Genomic DNA, 22,658 nt, shown 5'->3' on the forward strand with positions numbered 1-22,658 from the left:
CATAATTGGTGCCATGCGACGGACTGTTTTGGGGATTCTTGCCGCCTTGCTGCTGGTGTTGGCCACGGGTTGCTCGTTTGCCACCAAGGATCCGGACTACGTTCCGCCCGCACCGCTGGCTCCGCTCGAGCAGCTTGAGCGAGTCCCCGTCACGCAACAGACCACGCTTTCGGCGGGCGAGGATGTCACGGCGTTTGTGACGGCGGACCGGAATATTGCGTGCGCCATGACGTCGTCCCGTGGAGGGCACCTCAACCTGCCTTATGAAGCGAACTCCTACTCCGACGCAGCGAATAACAAGTTCGCCATTGTTCCCGTGGTGCACTGCGAGCTGGCCGCCTACGCCAAGCCCGAGGCAGCCGACATCGCCGACGACTGTGCCGGGACCGGACTTGGATATCTCGGCGGAACGGTGCTCCTTGCGCCCGACAAAGCCGTGTACGGCTCATGTCGTTCCGGCGTAACACAAATGGAGTCCGAGTACGGACCCAAAGGCAGCCACAGCGGACCCATCTCCAAGCTCGGCGAGCTGGCTGACGGCCAGAACATCGAACGCAACGGGTTGCGGTGCTCCGCCTACAACGGCGGCGTTGCCTGCGGAAACGTCTCAGGCGGGGTGGCGTTCTTCGTCAGCCGCGCGGGGTACGAGTTGATTTCCGACGGCGGCAAAACGGTCCGCGGGAACCTGAAAGACACGCCGTAGACACTTGCTCCACCCCAAAAATCCGCGTCATCATGCGGTTTTTCTACATCCGATAGAAGTGTAAGGTTACTCACATAACAGGTAGTGTGTAGCTGGCGGAGCGCCTCAAAGGGCTAGAGTTCCGAGAGGACCTTACGCAATGTGACCGGCATGAATCCCGGTTGTTTGCTGCGTATTCTCCGTAGCTGGCTATCGCGGTCATCGCGGTTCCCGGCTGTATAGAAACTACTTCGACGTAGAAGGACACTAAACCGTGGACCTGTTTGAATATCAGGCGCGCGATATGTTCGAAGCGCACGGTGTACCCGTGCTCGCCGGCATCGTGGCGCACACTCCTGAAGAAGCAAAGGCAGCTGCCGAGAAGATCGGCGGCGTAACTGTCGTCAAGGCACAGGTTAAGGTTGGTGGCCGCGGCAAGGCTGGCGGCGTCAAGGTTGCCAAGTCTGCCGAAGAGGCGCTTGAGCACTCCACCAACATCCTGGGCATGGACATCAAGGGCCACACCGTCAACAAGGTGATGATCGCCCAGGGTGCGGACATCGCCGAGGAATTCTACTTCTCGGTCCTTCTGGACCGAGCCAACCGCAACTACCTGGCCATGTGCTCGGTTGAGGGCGGTATGGAAATTGAGCAGCTGGCCGTTGAGCGTCCCGAGGCCCTGGCCAAGATCGCCATCGACCCCGCTGTGGGCATCGACCAGGCCAAGGCTGACGAGATCGTCGCAGCTGCAGGCTTCGCTGAGGAACTGCGCGGCAAGGTCGCCGACGTCATTCTGAAGCTCTGGGACGTCTTCAAGAAGGAAGACGCAACCCTGGTTGAGGTCAACCCGCTGGTCCGCACCGGTGCAGGCGAGATTGTTGCCCTCGACGGCAAGGTTTCCTTGGACGAGAACGCTGACTTCCGTCACGTGCACCACGCACACCTGGAAGACAAGGACGCGGCTGACCCGCTCGAAGCCAAGGCCAAGGCCCAGGACCTCAACTACGTCAAGCTGGACGGCGAAGTAGGCATCATCGGCAACGGCGCCGGTCTTGTGATGTCCACCCTCGACGTCGTTGCTTACGCCGGCGAGAACCATGGCAACGTGAAGCCCGCCAACTTCCTGGACATCGGTGGTGGAGCTTCCGCCGAGGTTATGGCCAACGGTCTGGACGTTATCCTGGGCGACTCCCAGGTTAAGAGCGTCTTCGTGAACGTCTTCGGTGGCATCACCGCGTGTGACGCCGTGGCAAAGGGCATCGTGGGTGCGCTTGCTGAGCTTGGTTCCTCTGCGAACAAGCCGCTGGTGGTTCGCCTTGACGGCAACAACGTCGAAGAAGGCCGCCGCATCCTGACCGAGGCCAACCACCCGCTGGTTACCCTGGCCGCCACCATGGACGAGGGCGCCGACAAGGCAGCCGAGCTCGCCAACGCCGCTAAGTAAAGGGACGCGACAATGTCTATCTACCTCAACAAAGACTCCAAGGTCATCGTTCAGGGCATCACCGGCGGCGAGGGCACCAAGCACACCGCACTGATGCTCAAGGCCGGCACCAACATTGTTGGTGGCGTCAACGCCCGCAAGGCCGGCACCACGGTCCTGCACGGTGAGAAGGAAATCAACGTCTTCGGCACCGTCAAGGAAGCCATCGCTGAAACCGGCGCAGACGTTTCCATCGTCTTCGTTCCGCCGGCATTCACCAAGGACGCTGTGGTTGAAGCCATCGAAGCCGGCATCGGCCTCGTTGTAGTCATCACCGAAGGCGTTCCGGTTCAGGACTCCGCCGAATTCTGGGCACTTGCCCAGTCCAAGGTGGACGCTGACGGCAAGCAGGTCACCCGCATCATCGGGCCGAACTGCCCCGGCATCATCACTCCGGGCGAAGCCCTGGTTGGTATCACCCCGGCGAACATCACGGGCAAGGGCCCCATCGGCCTCGTGTCCAAGTCCGGTACCTTGACCTACCAGATGATGTACGAACTGCGCGACCTCGGCTTCTCCACCGCGATCGGCATCGGTGGCGACCCCATCATCGGCACCACGCACATCGACGCCCTGGCTGCGTTCGAGGCTGACCCCGAGACCAAGGCAATCGTCATGATCGGCGAAATCGGTGGCGACGCTGAAGAGCGTGCAGCCGACTTCATCAAGGCCAACGTCACCAAGCCGGTTGTCGGCTACGTTGCTGGCTTCACGGCTCCCGAGGGCAAGACCATGGGCCACGCGGGCGCCATCGTCTCCGGCTCTGCCGGCACGGCCCAGGCCAAGAAGGAAGCTCTCGAAGCTGCAGGCGTGAAGGTCGGCAAGACGCCTTCCGAGACCGCTACGCTGCTGCGCGAAGTTTTCGCAACGCTCTAGTTTCAAATACAGCAGTACGACGACGGCCCGGCGCCTTCCCCACGGAAGGTACCGGGCCGTCGTCGTACTTTAACCGCTCGTTGTGGGGCCTGGTTTGCGTGTTATTCCTGGGTTAGGGGGCGCAGAGTGGGCCCCGCATCGAAAGTCATGGGCCTGTCCGGGAGATCCAGACGGGCCTTTGCTGTACCTTCGCCACGATTGTTTGTTAGTATGTCAGGACAAACTATTTCAGGAGGGCGACATGCCACTTGTTCGAATCGACGTCAACCAGGGTCGCTCGCAGGAAGAGCTGACTGCCATTAGCCGCCGCATCCACGACGCCATCTTGTCCGAGTATGGAATTCCCGAGCGCGACTACTTCCACATCCTGACGGAGCATCCTCAAGGCCAAATTGTGGCGCAGGATGCAGGCCTCGGTTTTGAGCGGACTTCCGGCGTGGTGATGATCCAGATCTTCACCCAGGGTGGTCGGAGCCAAATGGCCAAGAGTTCCCTGTTTGAAGCCATTGCTGACGGCCTTGCCGAGGTGGGAATCGCCGGCGAGGACGTCTTTGTGGGGTACGTCGAGAACTCGCCGGGAGACTGGTCCTTCGGCTTCGGTCGGAGTCAGTACGTCACGGGAGAACTGGCCGTTCCGCGCAAGTAGACCCGCCCTGTGTCATGTTGTAAATATGTCAGTACAAACCTTTGACAGGACATGAAATCTGGTGCAAAGTAGTCATGTGGCCCCGCTCACTGAGGGGTAGCAAGGCACTGGGGCCCAAGCGCTCAAAGGTTCAGAGTTCACAAGAGAAAGGTCAACGATTACCGTGACCCACGAACTGCTCACGATCGGGCGCATCAGCGTTGATATCTACCCAAATGACATCGGAGTGGACCTGGAGGATGTCACGTCCTTCGGCAAGTACCTCGGAGGCTCACCCTCCAACGTAGCTGTCGCCGCAGCGCGCCACGGCCGCCGCACTGGCGTCATCACGCGCACCGGCGACGACGCCTTTGGTAACTATCTCCACCGGGAACTGCGCAAGTTCAACGTTGACGATTCCTTCGTCTCCCCGGTCAAGGAGTACCCCACGGCGGTGACGTTCTGTGCGATCAAGCCTGCTACGGATGAGTTCCCGCTCTACTTCTACGGACGATTCCCCACGGCTCCGGACCTGCAGATCGAAGCATCCGAGCTCGATCTCGAGGCCATCCGCGACGCAGGGATCTTCTGGTCCACCGTCACTGGCCTCTGCCAGGAGCCCAGCCGCAGCGCACACATCGCCGCGCACGAGGCCCGCCCGCGGACCGGCCTCAAAGAAGGCCAATTCACCATCCTGGACCTGGACTACCGGCCTATGTTCTGGGCCTCGGAAGAGGAAGCCCGCGCTGAGGTTGCCAAGGTTCTCCCGCATGTGACCGTCGCTATCGGCAACGATAAGGAATGCGCGGTTGCTGTAGGGGAGGGGACGCCCGATGAGCAGGCGGACCGCCTGCTGGCTGCCGGCGTCGAAATCGCTGTGGTGAAGCTTGGTCCGGAAGGCGTCATGGCCAAGACCCGTACTGAGCGCGTCGTTTCCGCGCCGGTCCCGGTGGAAACCGTCAACGGACTGGGCGCCGGTGATTCCTTCGGCGGCGCGTTCTGCCACGGACTGCTGTCCGGCTGGCCGCTGTCCGAAGTCCTGGATTACGCGAACGCCTCCGGCGCGATCGTCGCCTCACGCCTCTCCTGCGCGGACGCGATGCCGACGCCGGATGAGGTCACCTCGCTGCTCGCGGAACGCGGCCGGCCCATCCCCGGTGCTTCCGCACTGACTGACACTCTTGCAGAAGGAGCAGTGCGTTGAGCCTCAACGATGACCCCCGCCGTTATGAGCACTTGAGCCGCATTCGGCTCGAGGACCCGGAAGCTGTTGCCCGCGCGGCCGCCACCCGTCGCCGTCACCCCGGCCTGAAGCACGGGACGCAGAACTTCATTGTTGCTGCCGACCACCCGGCCCGTGGCGCACTGTCCGTTGGCTCGGAGCCGATGGCGATGGCGGATCGTCGCGACCTCTTGGACCGCCTGCAGATCGCTCTGGCGAATCCGGCGGTTGATGGCATCCTGGCCTCGCCGGACATCATGGATGACCTCCTGCTGCTCGGTGCCTTGGAGGGCAAGCTCGTCTTCGGTTCCATGAATCGGGGTGGCCTGGCCGGTCTGGTCAACGAGTTTGATGACCGTTTCACCGGACACACTGCGGCTGCTTTGCAGGCGCTCGGGGCCGATGGCGGCAAGATGCTGACCCGTATCTGCCTCGGCGACCCGGATACCGTGGCTACTCTCGAAGCGACCGCCAAGGCCATCGATTCTTTGGCCGAGCGCAAGCTCATCGCCATGGTTGAGCCGTTCCTGTCTGTCCGCGATTCCCACGGCAAGGTCCGCAACGACCTCCGTGCGGACGCCGTGATCAAGTCTGTCGGCATTGCCGAGGGCCTTGGTTCCACCAGCGCCTACACATGGATGAAACTCCCGGTGGTGGACGAGATGGAACGCGTCATGGCTGCCACCACGTTGCCTACCGTGCTCCTGGGCGGAGATCCTGTCGGCACGCAGGACGAGGTCTTCGCCAGCTGGCAGGCAGCTCTTGCGCTCCCCGGCGTCCAGGGCCTGACGGTGGGGCGGACACTGCTATACCCGGCCGACGGCGATGTGGCAGGTGCCGTTGCCACCGCAGCCTCGCTGCTCAACAACCCGGCGTCGGTGGCCGCTGCTGCCGAAACCTTGTCAGACCGCATTCCAGTGAAAGTATCGGAGTAGCTACCCATGGGATCTGTAACCCGTCGGATGACCGTGGCGCAGGCCGTGGTCGAGTTCCTATCCAAGCAGTACACCGTGGATTCCATTGGCGGCCAGGAGTACCGTGAGCGCCTGATTCCGGGCACGTTCGGTATCTTTGGCCATGGCAATGTTGCCGGTGTGGGCCAGGCCTTGAAGCAGTACCAAGCCGCGGATCCGACCATCATGCCGTACTACCAGGGCCGCAACGAGCAAGCCCAGGTTCACCAGGCTGTTGGCTACGCACGGCACACTCGTCGCCGCCAGACCTTCGCGATCAGCACCTCCATTGGTCCGGGTTCCTCGAACCTGCTGACCGGTGCCGCGTTGGCCACTACCAACCGGTTGCCGGTGTTGCTGCTGCCGAGCGACACGTTCGCTACCCGTGCCGCGGATCCTGTGCTGCAGCAGTTGGAACTGCCTTACGCGTATGACATCACGGTCAACGATGCGTTCCGTCCGTTGTCCAAGTTCTTTGACCGGGTATCCCGTCCGGAGCAGTTGTTCTCCGCGTTCCACCACGGCCTGCGTGTCCTGACGGACCCGGCCGAGACCGGTGCTGTGACGATTTCCCTGCCGCAGGACGTCCAGGCCGAGGCATTCGACGTCCCTGAGGAGTTCCTGGCCGAGCGTGAGTGGCGGATCCGCCGTCCCGAGGCCGAGGATGACGACATCCGCCGCGCAGCGGAGGCCATCCGTGCAGCCAAGCGCCCGTTGATCATCGCCGGCGGCGGAGTTCTGTACGCCTACGCCAACGAGGAACTCGCTAAGTTCGCTGAGCTGACAGGCATCCCGGTAGGCAACACGCAGGCCGGTGTTGGTGTCCTGCCGTGGGACCACAAGTTCTCCCTTGGTGCCATCGGCTCCACAGGCACGACGGCGGGCAACGCCATCGCTGCCGAAGCGGACCTGATCATCGGCATCGGCACCCGCTACGAAGACTTCACGACCGCGTCCCGCACGGCGTTCCAGAACCCGGACGTGAAGTTTGTGAACATCAACGTCGCTCCGATCGATGCCTACAAGCACGGCACCACGCTGCCGATCGTGGCGGACGCCCGCAAGGCCCTGGTGAAGCTCAACCAAGCGCTGGGCGGCTACCGTGTGGGTGCCGACCTTGAAGAGAAAATCGTCGCGGAGAAGAAGCGTTGGAACGCGATCGTGGACGAGGCATTCGAGACCCGTTACACGCCGCTGCCGGCTCAGAACGAGATCATTGGTGCCACGAACAAGGCCATGGACGATCACGACGTTGTTATCTGCGCCGCGGGTTCCTTGCCCGGTGACCTGCACAAGATGTGGCGAGTCCGTGACCCGTTCGGGTACCACGTGGAATACGCATACTCCTGCATGGGTTACGAGATCCCCGGTGGCCTGGGCGTGAAGCGCGCTGCGCTGGCCGAAGCCGCAGCAGGCGGCGTCGACAGGGACGTTGTGGTCATGGTGGGGGACGGCTCCTACCTGATGATGCACACCGAATTGGTCACCGCCGTCGCCGAACGCATCAAGCTGATCGTGGTCCTGATCCAGAACCACGGCTACGCCTCCATCGGTTCCCTCTCGGAGTCCCTTGGTTCGCAGCGCTTCGGTACCCAGTACCGGGTCCTGGACAAGGAAAAGCACAGCTTCGACGCCGGTGAGAACCTGCCCATCGACCTGGCGACCAACGCTGAATCCCTGGGCGCGAAAGTCATCCGGATCGAACCAGGCGAGAACGTCATCGAGGCCCTCGGCGCTGCGATCAAGGAAGCTAAGTCAGCCCCCGAGACCGGCCCGATCGTCATCCACATCGAGTCCGATCCTCTGCTGGATGCCCCGAGCTCCGAGTCCTGGTGGGACGTGCCCGTCTCGCAGGTCTCCGACCTCGAATCCACCCAGCAGGCCTACAAGACCTACACCGACCACAAGAACCGCCAGCGCAAGCTGCTCGGCTAACCCAGCCTCAAAGCCACAGACCAAAGGAAGTCCGCACATGTCGACGACGACCACACTGACCACCATTCACCACTTCATTAACGGCGCTGAAACCACTGGCGAGGGCGACCGCACCCAGCCGGTGTTCAACCCGGCGACCGGGCAGATCACCGCTGAATTGCGTCTGGCCAACGAGGCTGATTTGAATGCCACTGTTGCTGCCGCGAAGAAGGCCGCGGAGTCTTGGGGGGATATTTCCCTGGCCAAGCGCACCGCTGTGCTGTTCAAGTTCCGTGAACTCGTTGCCGCGCATGTGGATGAACTTGCCGGGTTGATCACGGCCGAGCATGGCAAGGTCCTTTCCGACGCGAAGGGCGAGATCGGCCGTGGTTTGGAAGTGATCGAGTTCGCCTGTGGCATCCCGCAGTTGCTCAAGGGTGACTACTCGGACCAGGTCTCCACCGGCATTGATGTGTTTTCCTTCCGCGAGCCCCTGGGCGTGGTGGCCGGTATCACGCCGTTCAACTTCCCGGTGATGGTGCCGTTGTGGATGGCGCCGATGGCGATCGCCACGGGCAACGCGTTTATCCTCAAGCCTTCCGAGCGTGACCCGTCCGCGCCGATGCTGCTGGCGAAGCTGTGGAAGCAGGCGGGCCTGCCTGATGGGGTGTTCCAGGTCCTGCACGGCGGTAAGGAGACCGTTGATGGGCTGCTGACCCACCCGGATGTGGACGGCATTTCCTTTGTTGGTTCCACCCCGATCGCGCAGTACGTCCACGAGACCGCCACCCGCCATGGCAAGCGTGTGCAGGCCTTGGGTGGGGCGAAGAACCACGCGATCGTGATGCCCGACGCGGATCTGGACAACGCCGCGGACCACCTGGCCGCTGCCGCTTTCGGTTCTGCCGGTGAACGGTGCATGGCGATCTCGGTCGCTGTGGCTGTGGGGGATGCTGCTGATCTGATCGTGAAGAAGGTCGAAGAACGCGCCGTGGCTGTGAAGGTCAAGAACGGTACCGAGCCCGACGCCGAGATGGGTCCGGTCATCACCCCGGCTTCCAAGGAACGCATCGTGAAGATCGTCACCGAGGCCGAGAGCGCCGGTGCTGCCATGGTGGTGGACGGCCGGGACCTGGTGGTCCCGGGCCACGAAGAGGGTTTCTGGGTGGGCCCCACCGTGATCGACCACGTGAGTACCGCAATGAGCGCGTACACCGAGGAAATCTTCGGGCCCGTCCTGGTGGTGGTCCGCGTCGCTGACCTGGAGGAAGGCATCGCGCTGATCAATTCCAACCCGTACGGCAACGGCACCGCGATCTTCACCTCTTCGGGCGCGAACGCCCGGAAGTTCCAGCGCTCGGTGACCGTGGGCATGGTGGGCATCAATGTGCCCCTGCCCGTCCCGGTGGCCTACCACTCCTTCGGCGGCTGGAAGAACTCCCTCTTCGGTGACAAGCACATCTACGGCCCCGAAGGCGTCTCCTTCTACACCCGCGGCAAGGTCATCACCTCCCGCTGGCCCGAAACCCACCACGCCTCCGGCGCCTCCTACAACTTCCCCTCCAACTAACCCTCCCGAAGAAAGACACCGCTGTCATGACTGACGTCGAGAACAAGCTCATCATCGGCACCGCCCCCGATTCCTGGGGCGTGTGGTTCGCAGATGACCCCCAGCAGACTCCGTGGGAACGGTTCCTGGATGAGGTTGCAGACTCCGGCTATAAGTGGATCGAACTGGGTCCGTACGGCTACCTGCCGAACGATCCCACCCGTTTGGCTGAAGAGCTCAAGCAGCGCGACCTGAAGGTTACCGCCGGAACGGTCTTCACGGCCTTCCACCGGGGTGCGAAGCAGTACGACGAAGCTTGGGAGCCGGCCCGCAAGGTTGCCGAACTCACCGCAGCCATGGGTGGCGAGCACATCGTGGTGATTCCCGCGATGTGGCGCGACGACGTCACTGGCGAGGCCGTGGAAAACGGCGAACTGACCGACGAACAGTGGGCTGACCTCTTCGCCGGGCACAACCGCATGGGCAAGGTGCTGCTGGAAGACTTTGGTCTGCACCAGCAGTTCCACTCCCACGCAGACTCGCATGTTGGCGCGCAGAAGGACATCGAAACCCTTCTGGCCGCAACGGATCCGCAGTACCTGAACCTTTGCCTGGACACGGGCCACGCTGAATACTGCGGCGCCTCCAGCCTGGAGCTCATCAAAAACTACCCGGACCGCATCGGTTACCTGCACCTCAAGCAGATCAATCCCGAGATCCTGGCCGAGGTCAACGAGAAGAACATGACCTGGGCAGCAGCAAACCTGGCCGGTGTCATGACCGAACCGCCCAACGGCCTGCCGGACCTGCGTGCCGTTATCGAAGCAGTTGAGGGCCTCAACCGGCCGATCTTCGGCATCGTGGAACAGGATATGTACCCGGTAGCGTTCGATGTGCCCATGCCCATCGCGAAGCGAACCCGCAACTATCTGCTCTCCTGCGGATCCCGCACACGGGTCCAGTAGCGCGGTCCAGTAACAAACCGAACCTCACGAAGGATAGAAACAGTGACAAAGATTCTCCGCGTTGCCGTCATCGGCGCAGGGCGCATGGGTGCGGACCACATCAAGCGCCTCAGCACACGCATCCACGGCGCTGAAGTAGCCGCCGTCGTCGACGTCGACCTTGCCCGTGCGCAGGCCGCGATCGAAGGCATCGACGGCGCTGTGGCGCTGGCAAGCGCCGATGAGGCGCTCAACAACGGTGACGTCAACGCCGTCCTCATTGCTACGCCCGGGTTCCTCCACGAGGAAATCCTGTACAAGGCGCTGGAGAAGGACTTCCCGATCCTGTGCGAAAAGCCGCTGACCCCGGACGCTGAGAGCGCGTGGAAGGTTGTGCAGGCCGAGCAGGCTTTGGGCCACAAGCGCATTCAGGTGGGCTTCATGCGACGGTTCGATGCCGAGTACGCGGCGCTGGGGTCGATCATCCGCAACAGCGAATTGGGGGAGCTGTTGATGCTGCACCACCAGCACCGCAACCCCACCACGCCTGAGGGGTTCACCAACGAGATGCTGATCAACGACTCCGTGGTCCACGAGTTCGACGCGATCCGCTTCTTCACCGGCGAGGAAATCACGTCCGTGCAGGTCCGCCTGGGCAAGGCCACGCGCAACGCCCCCAACGGCCAGCACGACCCACAGCACGTGCTGATTGAAACTGAATCCGGTGTCCTGGCCGACGTCGAAATCTACGTCAACGCAAAGTTCGGCTACCAAGTGGCAACTCAGGCGTCCTTCGAGGACGGCATCGTGAGCATCGGCGGCGACAGCGGCCCGTACGTCCAGACCGCCGGTAAGTGGGGCGGCAACGTCACGCCCGGTTTCGAGGATCGTTTCGGCGCAGCGTACGACGTCGAGGTGCAGGGTTGGGTGGACGCCGCACTTCGCGGTGAAATCGGCGGTCCGACCGCCTGGGACGGGTATGCCACCGCGGCCTGCTGCGAGGCCGGCGTCGAAGCCCAGAAATCGGGCGAAAAGGTCAAAGTCCAGCTGAACACCAAGCCGGACCTGTACAACTAGCAGCGCTGCGTTCCACAGCGGTGGCTGGCCAGCAGTACCGGGCCGGCCACCGTTTTCTTTCCCCGGAAGACCACAAAGGAGTGACCATGAAGATTGCCCTGGATCCCACACCGTTCCACCACAGCCACAGCCTGCTGGAGTTCCCGCGCGTGGCAGCCGACCTCGGCTACAAGTACCTGCAGATGACCCCGCACGCGGACCTCATCCCGTTCTTCAACCACCCCAAAGCCGATGACGAACTCGTGGGCAAGCTCAAAGCTGCATGTAAGGACGCAGGCGTCGAAATCGCCTCCGTGCTGCCCGTGCTGCGCTGGTCCGGGCCGGACGAAGACGCCCGAGAGGCCGCCGTTCGCTACTGGAAGCGCGCCATCCAGATCGCCGTGGATCTTGGCGTCCAGACCATGAACACCGAATTCAGCGGCCGACCCGAGAAGGCTGAGGAGTCTGAGCGGGCGTTCTACCGTTCCATGGAGGAACTCCTGCCGATTATCGAGCGCGAGGGAATGGACGTGCTTATTGATCCGCATCCGGACGACTTCGTGGAAGATGGTTTGGCCGCGCTGCGTGTCATCCGTGGCATCAACTCGCCCAACATCGGCATGGTCTACGTTGCCTCGCACACCTTCCACATGGGCAACAAGCCGTTGGAGATCATGCGGGCCGCCGGCGACAAGCTGCGACTGGTGCACGTCTCCGACACCATGAACCACCATGCCTCCCACGGGTTGCGCTACATCACCAACCCGCCCGGCAATGCCGTCCGAGTCCACCAGCACCTGAAGATCGGCGACGGCGACGTCAACTGGGACGAGTTCTTTGGCGGCCTGAAGGAGATCGGATTCCTGGACAAGGAGAACACTGTGATGGTCTCCTCAGTTTTCGCCGAGGACGACAACGCCGAAGATGTTTCCCGCTACCAGCTCAAGTCCATGGTCGATTACGTGGCCCGGACCAACTAGCCCGGGTTCTTGTACAGCTAATGCCCCTAAGACCGTGTCTTAGGGGCATTAGCTGTACATAAACCCGGACGTTACGCGCCGAACGGGAGCCTGGGATCGATGTCCTGGCCCTCCCACGTCTGGCGGATCCAGCCATGGTGGGGGTCGTCGCTGATGAGCCACTCGCGGACTCGACCGGGGCCGGCCATCACGTTCAGGTAGTAGAGGTCGTAACCGGGGGCGGCCATTGCCGGTCCGTGCCAACCGTAGGGGACCAGGACAACGTCGCCGGTGCGGACTTCCGCGGAGACATCGATCGGTCGGTCGTCGGAAGCGTACACCCGGGCGTAGCCGATTGCGTCGGAGTCTTCCGGGGCGGGGGAGTCCGGAGCGACGCGCGTTTCGAAGTAATAGATCTCTTCGAGGTGCGTCTCGCCGTCCTTCTCCTCGTCGTGCTTGTGGGGAGGGTAGGAGGACCAGTTGCCGGCAGGGGTGATGACTTCGCACACGATGAAGCGGTCTGCTTCCAGCGCCGCCGGAGTGCCGAAGTTGTGCACTTGGCGGGAGCAGTTTCCTGCCCCGCGCAGCTCGACTGGTGTTTCAGCCGCTGTCACGAGCCTAGTGGGGTACCCGGCCCGGGCCGGTGCGGTCGCAACCGCAACCCGACCGCCGTCGTTTGAGCTGATGGTGACGACCTTGTCGATGCCGGAGTACAGGACGTCGCTTGGTCCGTGGAAAACGGACTGCCGGCCGCCCAGAACGTAATCGTCGCCGTCGACCGTTACGGTGAACGAACCGCTCAGCGGAACCACGATCCGCTCTTCCGCAGCGGCGGGAAGTTCGACGGCGGCACCTGCGGCGAGCGTCGCGACCTTCAGTCCCGTATGGGCCCAGCCGTCGACTGCGATGGTGGAATCGGAGGTGCCGAGGGAGACGTCCCATTTGCCGTCAGTGGCGGTTCCCAGCGGGTATACCCAGTTGGCCATAAGTAGTAATCCTTAGCGCTGTACGAGTGTCATTTCAAAACTGTAGGAATCGGCGCGGTAGACGTGATGGCCGGTTTCGACCATTCGTCCTGTGTCGTCCACTGCGGTGCGTTCCATGGTGACCAGGGCTGATCCAACCTCTGTTTCGAGGAGTGGAGCCTGGTAGTCATTGGCGATCATGGCGCCGATGCGCTGTGAGGCCAGGCGGAAGTTGACGCCGCCTCGGCGGAGGATCGCGTAGAGGCCTTCGTTGGACAGTTGTGCTTCGTCCATGCTGGTGATGTCGTCGCGGACCCAGTTCTCCATGAGGGCCAAGGGCTTGCCGCCTACTTTGCGGAGTCGCGTGAAGTGGTAGACCTTGGATCCGGCGGGGAGCTGCAGCGCGGTCAGTGTGGCTGCGTCCGCTTCGATGTGGGAGAAGCTCAGCACATCGGTGGTGGGTTTCTTGCCGTTGTTGCTGAGGTCGTCGAAGAGGCTGGAGAGTTCCAGGGGGCGGCGAACCTGGCTTGAGACAACCTGCGTTCCCACGCCGCGTTTGCGGACCAGCAGGCCGGCGCGGACGAGTTCGTCCATTGCTTTGCGCATGGTGGGGCGGGACAGGTTGAGCTGGGCGGCGAGGTCGATCTCGTTGTCCAAACGGCTGCCGGGTTCCAGCACCCCACTGTGGATTGCGGCCTCGATGCCCTGGACAACCTGATGGTAGAGGGGCACTGGGGACGAACGATCGATGCTGAGACTGAGTTGGTTCGCCACTGGATTCTCCTAGAACGCCGCTGATTGCCGGAGGGGGAGCATTGTGTGGCCCCCGCGCCGCTTTGGCTTTGTCCGCCCATGTTCGCTTGATAGGACATACTGCCATTTTTGATGATAGCAGCCAGTCAGGGGCCGTCAAGGATCTGCGCTGATCCTTTGATGAAGGGTATTCATAAACATGCCTTTACGTAAAAACATCCTAATGTCAGGACAAAGTATTGACAAAGTGTGAGGCGAGTCACCATGATCGATGTAGCAGGCGATCCGGGTACGAGTCTCCGGACGCCCTGAAGCTGACATCAAAGGAGATAACGGTGGCAAAATTCTCATGGCGCAAGGCGACCCTGATCGCAGCAGTGGTTCCCTTGGTGGCACTGAGCGCCTGTTCCAGCCAAGGTGGCAAGCCGGCAGATACCGGCGGCGGTGCTGCCGCCGGTCAGGTGGCGACCACCGAGCGGATGAAAGTTGCGTTGATTACCCACGCTCCTCCCGGTGATACGTTCTGGGACACTGTTCGTAAGGGCGCTGAAGAAGCCGCGGCCAAGGACAACGTGGAGCTGCTGTACACCGGCGACAGCGAGGCAGGACGCCAGGCGCAGCTGATTCAGCAGGCTGTGGACCAAAAGGTGGATGGTATTGCCGTTACGCTTGCTACCCCTGATGCGCTGAAGGATTCACTGAAGAAGGCCACTGAAGCGGGGATCCCGATCGTTAGCCTGAACGCCGGCGAATCGGTGTCCAAGCAGTTGGGCGCCTTCACGCACTTCGGTTCCAACGAGAAGCTCGCAGGTGAAGCGGTGGGTGAGCGGCTGGCCGCAGAAAACTACAAGCACCCCATCTGTGTCATCCAGGTACAGGGCCACGTTGGCTTGGAAGCTCGTTGTGCAGGTGTCAAGGCGAAGGTTCCTGGAACGGAAATCCTGTACGTCAACGGCGCTGACATGACCTCCGTTGAGTCCACGGCGACTGCCAAGCTCCAGGCCTCCAAGGACGCCGACGTCATCATCGGGCTGGGTGCCCCGATCACCCTGACCCTCCTGAAGTCCGTCTCGACCTCTGGAAGCTCCGCGAAGGTTGCAAGCTTCGACCTCAACAAGGAACTGGCACAGAAGATCGCTGACGGCAGTGTTCTGTTTACCGTGGACCAGCAGCCCTGGCTGCAGGGCTATGGCGCCGTCGACGCCCTCTGGCAGAACAAGCGTGGCGGTTTCAAGATCGGTGGCGGGCAGTCTGTGCTCACAGGGCCGGCCATTATCGATAAGGCCAACGCCGCCGACGTCCTGAAGTTCGCTGAGCAGGGTATCCGCTAGAACTGACTCGCCGGGCCCGGTGGAAACCGGGCCCGGCAGCAAGGAACATCATCATGACTATTGCCCCAACTGCCGCAAAGCCAAGCGTCGCCGACGAGCGCGTTGGCAAACGCAACCCGCTCCAGAAGCTCCTGGGCCGTCCAGAGGTCGGTGCCCTGGTCGGCGCCGTCGTCCTCTTCATCTTCTTCGCGTCGGTCTCCCAGACCTTCACCCAGCCGAACGCTTTCGCGACCGTTCTCTACGGAAGCTCCACCATTGGCATCATGGCCGTCGGTGTTTCGCTCCTGATGATCGGCGGCGAGTTCGACCTCTCCACTGGCGTTGCCGTCATCACGTCGGCTCTCACCGCATCACTCTTCAGCTGGTACTTCACTACCAACGTCTGGGTAGGAGTCACCCTGGCCCTGGTAGTTTCACTTGGAGTCGGTCTCATCAACGGCTGGATTCTGGTCAAGACCAAGCTGCCCAGCTTCATCGTGACGCTGGCGTCCTTCCTGATGCTGACCGGGCTCAACCTTGGCCTCACCCGCCTGATCGGTGGATCGGTTTCGTCCCCATCGATTTCCAACATGGATGGTTTTGAATCGGCGCAGGCCGTGTTTGCCTCGTCCATTTCCATTGGCGGCGTTGACGTCAAGATCACCGTATTCATCTGGATCGCTCTGGTGATCGTGGCTTCCTGGGTCCTGCTGCGCACCAGGGTTGGGAACTGGATCTTCGCTGTTGGCGGCGACGCCAATGCTGCCCGCGCGGTCGGTGTTCCGGTGACCAAGACCAAGATCGGCCTGTTCATGGCGGTTGGTTTCTGTGGCTGGATCCTGGGCATGCACAACCTCTTCGCGTTCGATTCGGTCCAGTCCGGTGAAGGTGTGGGCAACGAGTTCCTCTACATCATCGCCGCAGTGATCGGTGGCTGCCTTTTGACCGGTGGTTATGGCTCCGCGGTGGGTGGCGCGATTGGCGCCTTCATCTTCGGCATGGCCAACAAGGGCATCGTGTACGCACAATGGAATCCAGACTGGTTCAAGTTCTTCCTGGGCCTGATGCTGTTGCTGGCCACCATCGTGAACTTGATCGTCAAGCGCCGAGCAGAGCTCAAGTAAGGGGCCGGAACAATGAATGCACACCAGATCGATCAGCAGACCTTGCTGAAAGACGAAAAGGACCCATTGACGCACACGCCCGTGCACCTGCTCTCGCTCGACGCAGTTGGCAAGCACTACGGCAACATCATCGCCTTGCGGGATGTGACCATGGCTGTGGACAACGGCCGTGTCACCTGCGTCCTGGGCGATAACGGTGCAGGTAAGTCCACGTTGATCAAGATCATCGCCGGACTCCACCAGCACGACGAAGGCACCTTCAAGATCATGGGTGAGGAGCGCAAGCTCGGTTCGCCTCGGGAAGCGCTCGACGCCGGTATCGCGGCTGTGTACCAAGACCTCGCCGTCGTTTCACTCATGCCGATTTGGCGGAACTTCTTCCTCGGCTCCGAACTGACCACCGGTGTGGGGCCGTTCCGGCGGATGGATGTCCAGAAAATGAAGGACATCACGCTCAAGGAACTTGCCGAGATGGGCATCGACCTGCGCGATGTCGAACAGCCCATCGGCCAGCTCTCCGGCGGTGAACGCCAGTGTGTCGCGATTGCCCGTGCCGTGTACTTCGGCGCGAAGGTCCTGATCCTGGACGAGCCCACTGCGGCGCTGGGTGTCAAGCAGTCCGGCGTCGTGCTCCGCTACATCCTGCAAGCGCGTGACCGCGGCCTGGGCGTCATCTTCATTACCCACAACCCGCACCATGCCTTCCCGGTGGGTGACAGGTTCCTGCTGCTCAAGCGGGGCAAGTCGATCGGTTACTACGAGAAGAAGGACATCACCCTCGAGGAACTGACCGCCCAGATGGCCGGTGGCGCCGAATTGGCCGAATTGGCCCACGAGCTGGAGCAACTCGGCGGCCACACTGAAGCGTTGTCGGAGGTCAAAGCGGAGGTGGCTGGCGTCGCTGACGCAGCACCGGACAGCAGCACCAAGCGTCACTAGCTGTCCCGCGAATGGACCCCGGCCGTTTGAGTCAGCCGGGGTCCTTCCGTTGTTCAGCCAAGATTTACAGGAGGAAAGAGGAATCAGCATGAAGGAAGTGACACTGGGTCTGGTGGGTGTGGGCCGTATTGGCATCATGCACGCCAAGAACATTGCAGCGCTCAATGAGGTCCTGAACCACGACGGAATCAACGTGCGGCTCAAGCTCACCGATATGGCCGCGGATCATGCCCGGTCTGTCGCGGCAGAATTCGGCGCGGAGTTCCTGCATTCTGTGGAGTCAATGATTGGCTCCGGGATCGATGGTCTGGTCATAGCCACCGGAACGACGACGCACCCCGACCTCATTCGCGCCGGCGTGGACGCCGGGATCCCGGTCTTCTGCGAGAAGCCGGTGGCTGTGAACGTTGCCGAGTCCCTGCCTGTTGTGGAGTACATCCGCGAAAAGGGCGGGACCGTCCAGATCGGCCATCAACGCCGTTTCGACCCCGGCTACATCGAAGCCAAACGCGCTTACGACGCCGGTGAACTCGGCTGGATCCACTCGGTTCGCGCCGTGACCTGCGATATGACTCCGCCGCCCGTCGAGTTCCTGGCCACGTCCGGCGGTCTCTTCCGGGACTGCTCCGTACACGACTTCGACATCCTGCGCTGGCTGACCGGCAAGGAAATCGTGGAGGTATACGCCAAGGGTTCCAATAACGGTGACCCGGCAATCGGCGAGGTTGGCGACGTCGATACCGCCCTTGCGGTGGTGACGTTCGACGACGGCACGGTAGGTACGGTCTCGGCCACACGTTATAACGGGGCCGGGCATGATGTGCGGCTTGAACTGCAGGGCTCGGCCCGCACGATTCTGGTGGGAATGGACGAGCAGATGGCAGTGAGGTCCGCGGAAGCTGGTGTGGCGTTCCCTTCCGGCTCCGCGCACACGACCTTTGCCGAGCGGTTCGACCAGGCGTACCGCTCGGAGATGGCGGCCTTTGTGCAGGTGGTCCTTGGCGAACGGAAGAATCCGTGCACCCCCGAGGACGCCGTGGCAGCCTCCAAGGTGGCTGACGCAGCGCAGGAATCCCTCGAAACGGGCGCCCCCGTCCGGGTGCTGGCCTGACGCTCTTTCACGTCCCGACGGTTTTTCCCGGATCTTCTCTCACGTCCTGCGGCCTGTGGCCGAAGGCTCTTTCACGTCCTGCGGGCGACGTCGGCACTCAAGTTGAGTGCCGACGTCGTGCGCCTGCATTTGCTCGTGAAAGAGGATCGCCCAAAAACCCGTGGGATGTGGGAGAGGATCGCCCAAAAACCCGTGGGATGTGGGAGAGGATCGCCCAAAAACCCGTGGGATGTGGGAGAGGATCGCCCGAAAGGGCGTGGGATGTGGGAGAGGATCGCCCGAAAGGGGCCGGGGCGGGGAAGTCATAGCTGACGCGGGCCGGAAGAGTCTGGGGGAAAACTCCGACCCGCGCCAGGTCCATGGGGCTGGTCAGGCAATCACTTTCATGCCTTGCCAACCGGTGCCGAGGCTTATGGGCGGCACACTGCGGAACACTCCGGTCCCGGAACCAGGGTAGAGCCAAAGGGTGTCTCCGATGCGCGCCACAACATCGTTTTTACCATCCCCGTCGAGGTCCCGGGGACCGGCTATGGCTGTCCGGGTTTCCCAACCGGTGGAGATCTGCGTCCACTGCAGCCAGCCGGCCGCACCGTTGCCGGGGTACACCCATAGCGAGCCGTTGGAACTTTGCCGTGCCAGGACGTCGCCTTTGCCGTCGCCGGTGAAGTCGCCGGTGCTGATGATCGAGTTCATGACGTTCCAGCCCCAGCCAACCGTGTACGGCGTTCGCTGCCCGCCTGCGCCATTGCCTTCGTAGAGGCGCAAATCGCCGTTGCTCCTGCGGCCCATGAAGTCTGGAATGCCGTCGCCACTGAAGTCGCCGGGCGAGAAAAGCTGGGTCATGGTGGACCAGCCGGTGCTGACCTGCTTTCTGGACCCGAAGCTTCCTGCTCCATCGCCCGGATAGAACCAGAGGATGTCGCCACCGCGCGCCAGCAGGTCCGGCTTGCCGTCGCTGTTGAAGTCGCCGGGAGTGATGGTGTCGGTGATGGTGGACCATGCCGGCGCGGGCAATGCCATTTGCCGGGTCAGGAGTCCGCCAGTTCCGTTGCCCGGGTACAAATAGAGGTTGCCGGCGGTATCTGCCGCCAGGACATCTGCGCGTCCGTCGCCGTTGTAGTCATGGGACGACGGCGGACCGGCGGCCGGTACGGTGTAGGTTTGCGTGCCCACAGAGGAGGGGTTGCCGGCGGTGTCCACTGCGAGGTACTTCAGGACAAGCGTTGAGGTACCCATGGAGATCGGGGTGGCCGCGTTGTACTTGAAATTGGTGGCGGATTCCGTCGCTGTGGGGGTGCTGCCATCGACCGTGTAGTAGATCGTCGCGGGCTCATTGGCCGATAGGGCAATGGTGGAGCCGCTGGCCAGGGCGCGTCCGGTGGGATTGGCCGTGACCACGGGAGCCGTGGTGTCCGGCGGCACCGTGTACGTTTGCGTGCCGACATCCGAGGCATTGCCCGCGGTGTCTACCGCAAGGTACTTGAGCACCAAGGTGGCGTTGCCTGTCACGATCGGGGTGGCCGCGTTGTACTTGATGTTGGTGGCAGATTCCGTGGCCGTGGGAGTGCTGCCGTCGGTGGTGTAGTAGATGTTTGCGGGCTCATTGGCTGAGAGCGTGATGGTGGTTCCCGGAGCGTACGCGCCGCCCTCGGGATTGGCCGTCACCACAGGCTTGGTGATGTCAGGGCCCGTGGAATACGTCTGGGTGACCACCGTGGAGGAGTTATTGGCGGTATCCACGGCGAAGTACTTCAACGTGAGGGGACCGTTCAGGGTGATCGGCGTGGAGTATTTGGTGCTCGTTGTGGTGGGAGTGCTGCCGTTGATGGTGTAGTAAATCGTCGCGGTCTCGTTCGCGGTGAGGGTGATCTGCTGGCCTGATGCGTAGGTTCCGCCTTGGGGTGCTGCGGTCACTACGGGAGCTACGTTGTCCACGCCCAGGTAGGCCTCGAATTCTGCAAGACCTGCATTGGTGGTGCCTGCGCTGACGGAGGCGATGTTGAGACGGACCGAGCTCACTGTCTTGGAGGGAAAGTTGATGGTGAGTCCTGAGCCGTTGTTCGGCAGGGCAGGCACAGGCACCGTAGTGCCATCCGAGAATTGCAGGTTGCCGCCGGTGATCTGATCGGTGAGGAGCGGCCGGTCATTCAACGTCACGGCATTGATGGTCCGTGTGGGGGAGAAGTTGTACTGAATCCAGCTGCCGGCCTTTTCGCCTGCGGTTACCCATTCCCGCGCTGCGTCCATCGGGGCGCCCCACGCGTAACCGTCGCGGGCCTTCTCCGGGCTTTGCGCGGACGCCTTCTGGGACGAAGCAGTCACCGTGGTTCCGGCAGACTTGGCGGCATTGCCAACCCATTCGATGGCAGTGATGTACTGGCGTTTGAGCCACTCGTCGTAGGGGGAATCAGGGCAGCCCTCGCCGGGGCTGCTGCAGAGGTACATGTCGAAATCGGCGAACCGAACAAAGGTGTCCACCTTGGCGGTGAGTTCGGCGCCGGTCACGTTCTGCGGGTATTCGTCGATGACGTAGGCGTCGTAAGCCAATGAAGTGTGCGGGCCTGTGTAGCTCCTGGTGGCCAACTGGGCGAATTTCGCGGTGGCCCAATGGTCGCTGTGGTCATACGGGCTGTTGAAGTTGCCTGTCCAGTCCTGCGTGCGGAAAGTGGTGGGCTGGAAGTTGGCCACCAAACGGTTCAACGCGGTCTGGAACTGCGACTTGGTGAACGTGGCGGCGTTATCCACGGGCCTGATCGAGCCCAGCCTGCCATCCCAGAGCTTAAGGATGCTCTGGTCGTTGTAGGCGGCGCTGCCGTCCCCGTTGGGGAAGCCATCGGGGAGTCGCATGTACACCACCGAGATATTGGGGGCTCCGGTCAGCGTGCGCATGGTCATGGGCCTGTTCGGCACGCCCGCATCGGAGGTAGTCCAGCTATTGGCGACGCCGGCCATTTTGGCGTAGCTCGCCTGAATCCCGGACTCCAGGCTCCGCCAGTACGTGGCGCCCTCTCCGGCCTCGCCGGCGGTGGTAAACACGGTTTGGACGCAACGTTGGGCTTGGATGTCCCTCATGAAGTCGGGGCTGAGGAAGAGCAGGTCGTCATCGGTGTGTGCCACGATCTGAAGGGCGCCTCCCGTCCCGGCGCAAGGGGGAACCGCAGCTGCCGCCGGGGCAGCCGCTGCGAACACCAAACCGGTGGTGACCAGCGACGAGCCCAACAAAAGAGAAATGATGCGGCGGAAGTACTTTGGACGGTCCACAACCATGCTCCTCGAGCAGATGTTGGGCCCCCCAGCCGGCAAACTTACAACGCCCAAGAGGGACGTTATTCGAATGGAGTTATGCGCCGTAATCGCTTCAGCCGGCTGAACGCGATGCGGTGCGAGTTACGATACACCTCCCGGACGGTGGTGCATAGAGGCCCGGCAGACGTCCACGAACGCCTTGAACGGCGCAATCCGCTCGGCGTCAGGGAGTTGATTCGCCTCGGGATGCCACTGCACCGAGGCAGCCCAGCGGGAGGGGTCTTCCAAGGCCTCCACCGTGCCGTCGTCGGCTATTGCTGTAACGACGAGGCCGTCGCCCACGGTGTCCACCGCTTGGTGGTGGCCGGAAGCGATCTTGATGGTGGTCCCGTTCGGTGCGCCATAGAGCGCAGCGGCCTTGGACCCGGGAGAAAGCACGACGTCGTGCCAAGCCCATTCACTCGCAGAAGGGTCGCTTGGGCTCAGCCCGTTATGAGTCACGGCTGACGGTGACATGTCCTGGATCAAGGTCCCGCCATAGAGCACGTTCAGGAGTTGGTGACCCCGGCAGACACCGAGCAGCGGCAGCCCGGCGTCGAGCGTTGCGCGTGCTACATCCATGTCCAGATGGTCCTGATCGGGGTTGACGTCGTACAGGGAATCCAGCGGATCCTGCCCGTAGAGGCGCGGTTCAATGTCGCCGCCGCCCGGCAGCAGCACGCCGTCGAGCCGCTTCATTTCCGCGGCGAGACGACCAGCGCTGTCGGCAGAAACCGGTGTCAGCAGGACCGGATCAGCCCCCGCCAGGCGGAGGAGGTCCACGATGTATGTGAAGAGTTCGTTGGCCTCTCCCACACGGGCATCCGGGTTGTCCGAACTGCTGAGACGGACAGGAACGCCGATGCGCGGACGGGCGTCAGGGGTGGCTTCTGAACTCTGCATCCTTC

19 protein-coding genes are annotated in these 22,658 nt (G+C 62.3%); 15 read left to right on the forward strand and 4 right to left on the reverse strand.

Going from position 1 to position 22,658, the window contains the following annotated elements; all coding sequences use genetic code 11:
• Positions 1-13: 13 nt before the first annotated feature.
• The 11 genes from ACIQC5_RS04520 (at position 14) to ACIQC5_RS04570 (ending at position 12,284) form a co-directional block, all read left to right on the forward strand.
• Positions 14-703, forward strand: coding sequence for a hypothetical protein (locus ACIQC5_RS04520; protein ID WP_400278790.1), 690 nt, complete (start codon positions 14-16; stop codon positions 701-703).
• A 253-nt stretch (positions 704-956) separates the two neighbouring features.
• Positions 957-2,126, forward strand: coding sequence for an ADP-forming succinate--CoA ligase subunit beta (gene sucC / locus ACIQC5_RS04525; protein ID WP_400278792.1), 1,170 nt, complete (start codon positions 957-959; stop codon positions 2,124-2,126).
• A gap of 12 nt (positions 2,127-2,138) precedes the next feature.
• Complete coding sequence (gene sucD / locus ACIQC5_RS04530) at positions 2,139-3,041, forward strand: succinate--CoA ligase subunit alpha (protein WP_400278794.1); 903 nt, start codon at positions 2,139-2,141, stop codon at positions 3,039-3,041.
• A 241-nt stretch (positions 3,042-3,282) separates the two neighbouring features.
• The gene (locus tag ACIQC5_RS04535; protein ID WP_400278796.1) at positions 3,283-3,687 is read left to right on the forward strand and encodes a tautomerase family protein; all 405 of its coding nucleotides are present in this window, start codon (positions 3,283-3,285) and stop codon (positions 3,685-3,687) included.
• A 163-nt stretch (positions 3,688-3,850) separates the two neighbouring features.
• Entirely contained in the window at positions 3,851-4,870 is a 1,020-nt protein-coding gene (gene iolC, locus ACIQC5_RS04540) for a 5-dehydro-2-deoxygluconokinase (RefSeq protein ID WP_400278797.1), read from the forward strand.
• A complete protein-coding gene (locus ACIQC5_RS04545; protein ID WP_400278799.1) occupies positions 4,867-5,823 on the forward strand; it encodes a deoxyribose-phosphate aldolase in 957 nt (318 codons plus the stop codon). Before iolC ends, ACIQC5_RS04545 begins: the two co-directional genes overlap by 4 nt.
• A 6-nt stretch (positions 5,824-5,829) precedes the next feature.
• The gene (gene iolD / locus ACIQC5_RS04550; RefSeq protein WP_400278800.1) at positions 5,830-7,776 is read left to right on the forward strand and encodes a 3D-(3,5/4)-trihydroxycyclohexane-1,2-dione acylhydrolase (decyclizing); all 1,947 of its coding nucleotides are present in this window, start codon (positions 5,830-5,832) and stop codon (positions 7,774-7,776) included.
• 37 nt (positions 7,777-7,813) lie between these two features.
• Positions 7,814-9,325 carry a CoA-acylating methylmalonate-semialdehyde dehydrogenase gene (locus tag ACIQC5_RS04555; protein ID WP_400278802.1) on the forward strand — a complete coding sequence of 504 codons (1,512 nt, stop codon included), beginning with the start codon at positions 7,814-7,816 and terminating at the stop codon, positions 9,323-9,325.
• A gap of 26 nt (positions 9,326-9,351) precedes the next feature.
• Positions 9,352-10,269: a sugar phosphate isomerase/epimerase family protein gene (locus ACIQC5_RS04560; RefSeq protein ID WP_400278804.1), complete on the forward strand. Its 918-nt coding sequence runs from the start codon at positions 9,352-9,354 to the stop codon at positions 10,267-10,269.
• 42 nt (positions 10,270-10,311) lie between these two features.
• Positions 10,312-11,325 (forward strand): Gfo/Idh/MocA family protein, encoded by a 1,014-nt coding sequence (locus tag ACIQC5_RS04565; protein WP_400278806.1) that lies wholly within the window; start codon positions 10,312-10,314, stop codon positions 11,323-11,325.
• An 86-nt stretch (positions 11,326-11,411) separates the two neighbouring features.
• On the forward strand, positions 11,412-12,284 hold the full coding sequence (locus ACIQC5_RS04570) for a sugar phosphate isomerase/epimerase family protein (RefSeq protein ID WP_400278808.1): 873 nt from the start codon (positions 11,412-11,414) through the stop codon (positions 12,282-12,284).
• 71 nt (positions 12,285-12,355) lie between these two features.
• Here ACIQC5_RS04570 and iolB read toward each other — a convergent pair whose 3' ends face one another.
• Positions 12,356-13,249: a 5-deoxy-glucuronate isomerase gene (iolB, locus tag ACIQC5_RS04575; protein ID WP_400278810.1), complete on the reverse strand. Its 894-nt coding sequence runs from the start codon at positions 13,247-13,249 to the stop codon at positions 12,356-12,358.
• A 12-nt stretch (positions 13,250-13,261) separates the two neighbouring features.
• Positions 13,262-14,002 carry a GntR family transcriptional regulator gene (locus ACIQC5_RS04580; RefSeq protein WP_400278812.1) on the reverse strand — a complete coding sequence of 247 codons (741 nt, stop codon included), beginning with the start codon at positions 14,000-14,002 and terminating at the stop codon, positions 13,262-13,264.
• A 314-nt stretch (positions 14,003-14,316) separates the two neighbouring features.
• Here ACIQC5_RS04580 and ACIQC5_RS04585 point away from each other — a divergent pair, with 314 nt between their 5' ends.
• The 4 genes from ACIQC5_RS04585 (at position 14,317) to ACIQC5_RS04600 (ending at position 18,465) form a co-directional block, all read left to right on the forward strand.
• Positions 14,317-15,312 carry a substrate-binding domain-containing protein gene (locus tag ACIQC5_RS04585; RefSeq protein WP_400278814.1) on the forward strand — a complete coding sequence of 332 codons (996 nt, stop codon included), beginning with the start codon at positions 14,317-14,319 and terminating at the stop codon, positions 15,310-15,312.
• Positions 15,313-15,365: 53 nt separating this feature from the next.
• Positions 15,366-16,415 carry an ABC transporter permease gene (locus ACIQC5_RS04590; protein WP_400278815.1) on the forward strand — a complete coding sequence of 350 codons (1,050 nt, stop codon included), beginning with the start codon at positions 15,366-15,368 and terminating at the stop codon, positions 16,413-16,415.
• 12 nt (positions 16,416-16,427) lie between these two features.
• A complete protein-coding gene (locus ACIQC5_RS04595) occupies positions 16,428-17,354 on the forward strand; it encodes an ATP-binding cassette domain-containing protein (RefSeq protein ID WP_400278817.1) in 927 nt (308 codons plus the stop codon).
• An 88-nt stretch (positions 17,355-17,442) separates the two neighbouring features.
• A complete protein-coding gene (locus ACIQC5_RS04600) occupies positions 17,443-18,465 on the forward strand; it encodes a Gfo/Idh/MocA family oxidoreductase (protein ID WP_400278819.1) in 1,023 nt (340 codons plus the stop codon).
• A gap of 369 nt (positions 18,466-18,834) precedes the next feature.
• Here the strand turns inward: ACIQC5_RS04600 and ACIQC5_RS04605 are convergent, their stop codons facing one another.
• Positions 18,835-21,732 (reverse strand): chitobiase/beta-hexosaminidase C-terminal domain-containing protein, encoded by a 2,898-nt coding sequence (locus ACIQC5_RS04605; protein ID WP_400278821.1) that lies wholly within the window; start codon positions 21,730-21,732, stop codon positions 18,835-18,837.
• A gap of 120 nt (positions 21,733-21,852) precedes the next feature.
• Entirely contained in the window at positions 21,853-22,653 is an 801-nt protein-coding gene (locus ACIQC5_RS04610) for a gamma-glutamyl-gamma-aminobutyrate hydrolase family protein (RefSeq protein WP_400278823.1), read from the reverse strand.
• Between the last annotated feature and the right edge of the window lie 5 nt (positions 22,654-22,658).

The organism is Paenarthrobacter sp. NPDC092416, assembly GCF_044755025.1.
In the GTDB taxonomy this organism is placed as follows: Bacteria; Actinomycetota; Actinomycetes; order Actinomycetales; family Micrococcaceae; genus Arthrobacter.

Bases quoted from the DNA above. Each gene is read 5' to 3' on its own strand.
- ACIQC5_RS04520 (WP_400278790.1), top strand. From the start codon at position 14: ATGCGACGGACTGTTTTGGGGATTCTTGCCGCCTTGCTGCTGGTGTTG.
- sucD (WP_400278794.1), top strand. From the start codon at position 2,139: ATGTCTATCTACCTCAACAAAGACTCCAAGGTCATCGTTCAGGGCATC.
- ACIQC5_RS04535 (WP_400278796.1), top strand. From the start codon at position 3,283: ATGCCACTTGTTCGAATCGACGTCAACCAGGGTCGCTCGCAGGAAGAG.
- iolD (WP_400278800.1), top strand. From the start codon at position 5,830: ATGGGATCTGTAACCCGTCGGATGACCGTGGCGCAGGCCGTGGTCGAG.
- ACIQC5_RS04555 (WP_400278802.1), top strand. From the start codon at position 7,814: ATGTCGACGACGACCACACTGACCACCATTCACCACTTCATTAACGGC.
- ACIQC5_RS04560 (WP_400278804.1), top strand. From the start codon at position 9,352: ATGACTGACGTCGAGAACAAGCTCATCATCGGCACCGCCCCCGATTCC.
- ACIQC5_RS04570 (WP_400278808.1), top strand. From the start codon at position 11,412: ATGAAGATTGCCCTGGATCCCACACCGTTCCACCACAGCCACAGCCTG.
- iolB (WP_400278810.1), bottom strand. From the start codon at position 13,249: ATGGCCAACTGGGTATACCCGCTGGGAACCGCCACTGACGGCAAATGG.
- ACIQC5_RS04590 (WP_400278815.1), top strand. From the start codon at position 15,366: ATGACTATTGCCCCAACTGCCGCAAAGCCAAGCGTCGCCGACGAGCGC.
- ACIQC5_RS04595 (WP_400278817.1), top strand. From the start codon at position 16,428: ATGAATGCACACCAGATCGATCAGCAGACCTTGCTGAAAGACGAAAAG.
- ACIQC5_RS04600 (WP_400278819.1), top strand. From the start codon at position 17,443: ATGAAGGAAGTGACACTGGGTCTGGTGGGTGTGGGCCGTATTGGCATC.
- ACIQC5_RS04605 (WP_400278821.1), bottom strand. From the start codon at position 21,732: ATGGTTGTGGACCGTCCAAAGTACTTCCGCCGCATCATTTCTCTTTTG.
- ACIQC5_RS04610 (WP_400278823.1), bottom strand. From the start codon at position 22,653: ATGCAGAGTTCAGAAGCCACCCCTGACGCCCGTCCGCGCATCGGCGTT.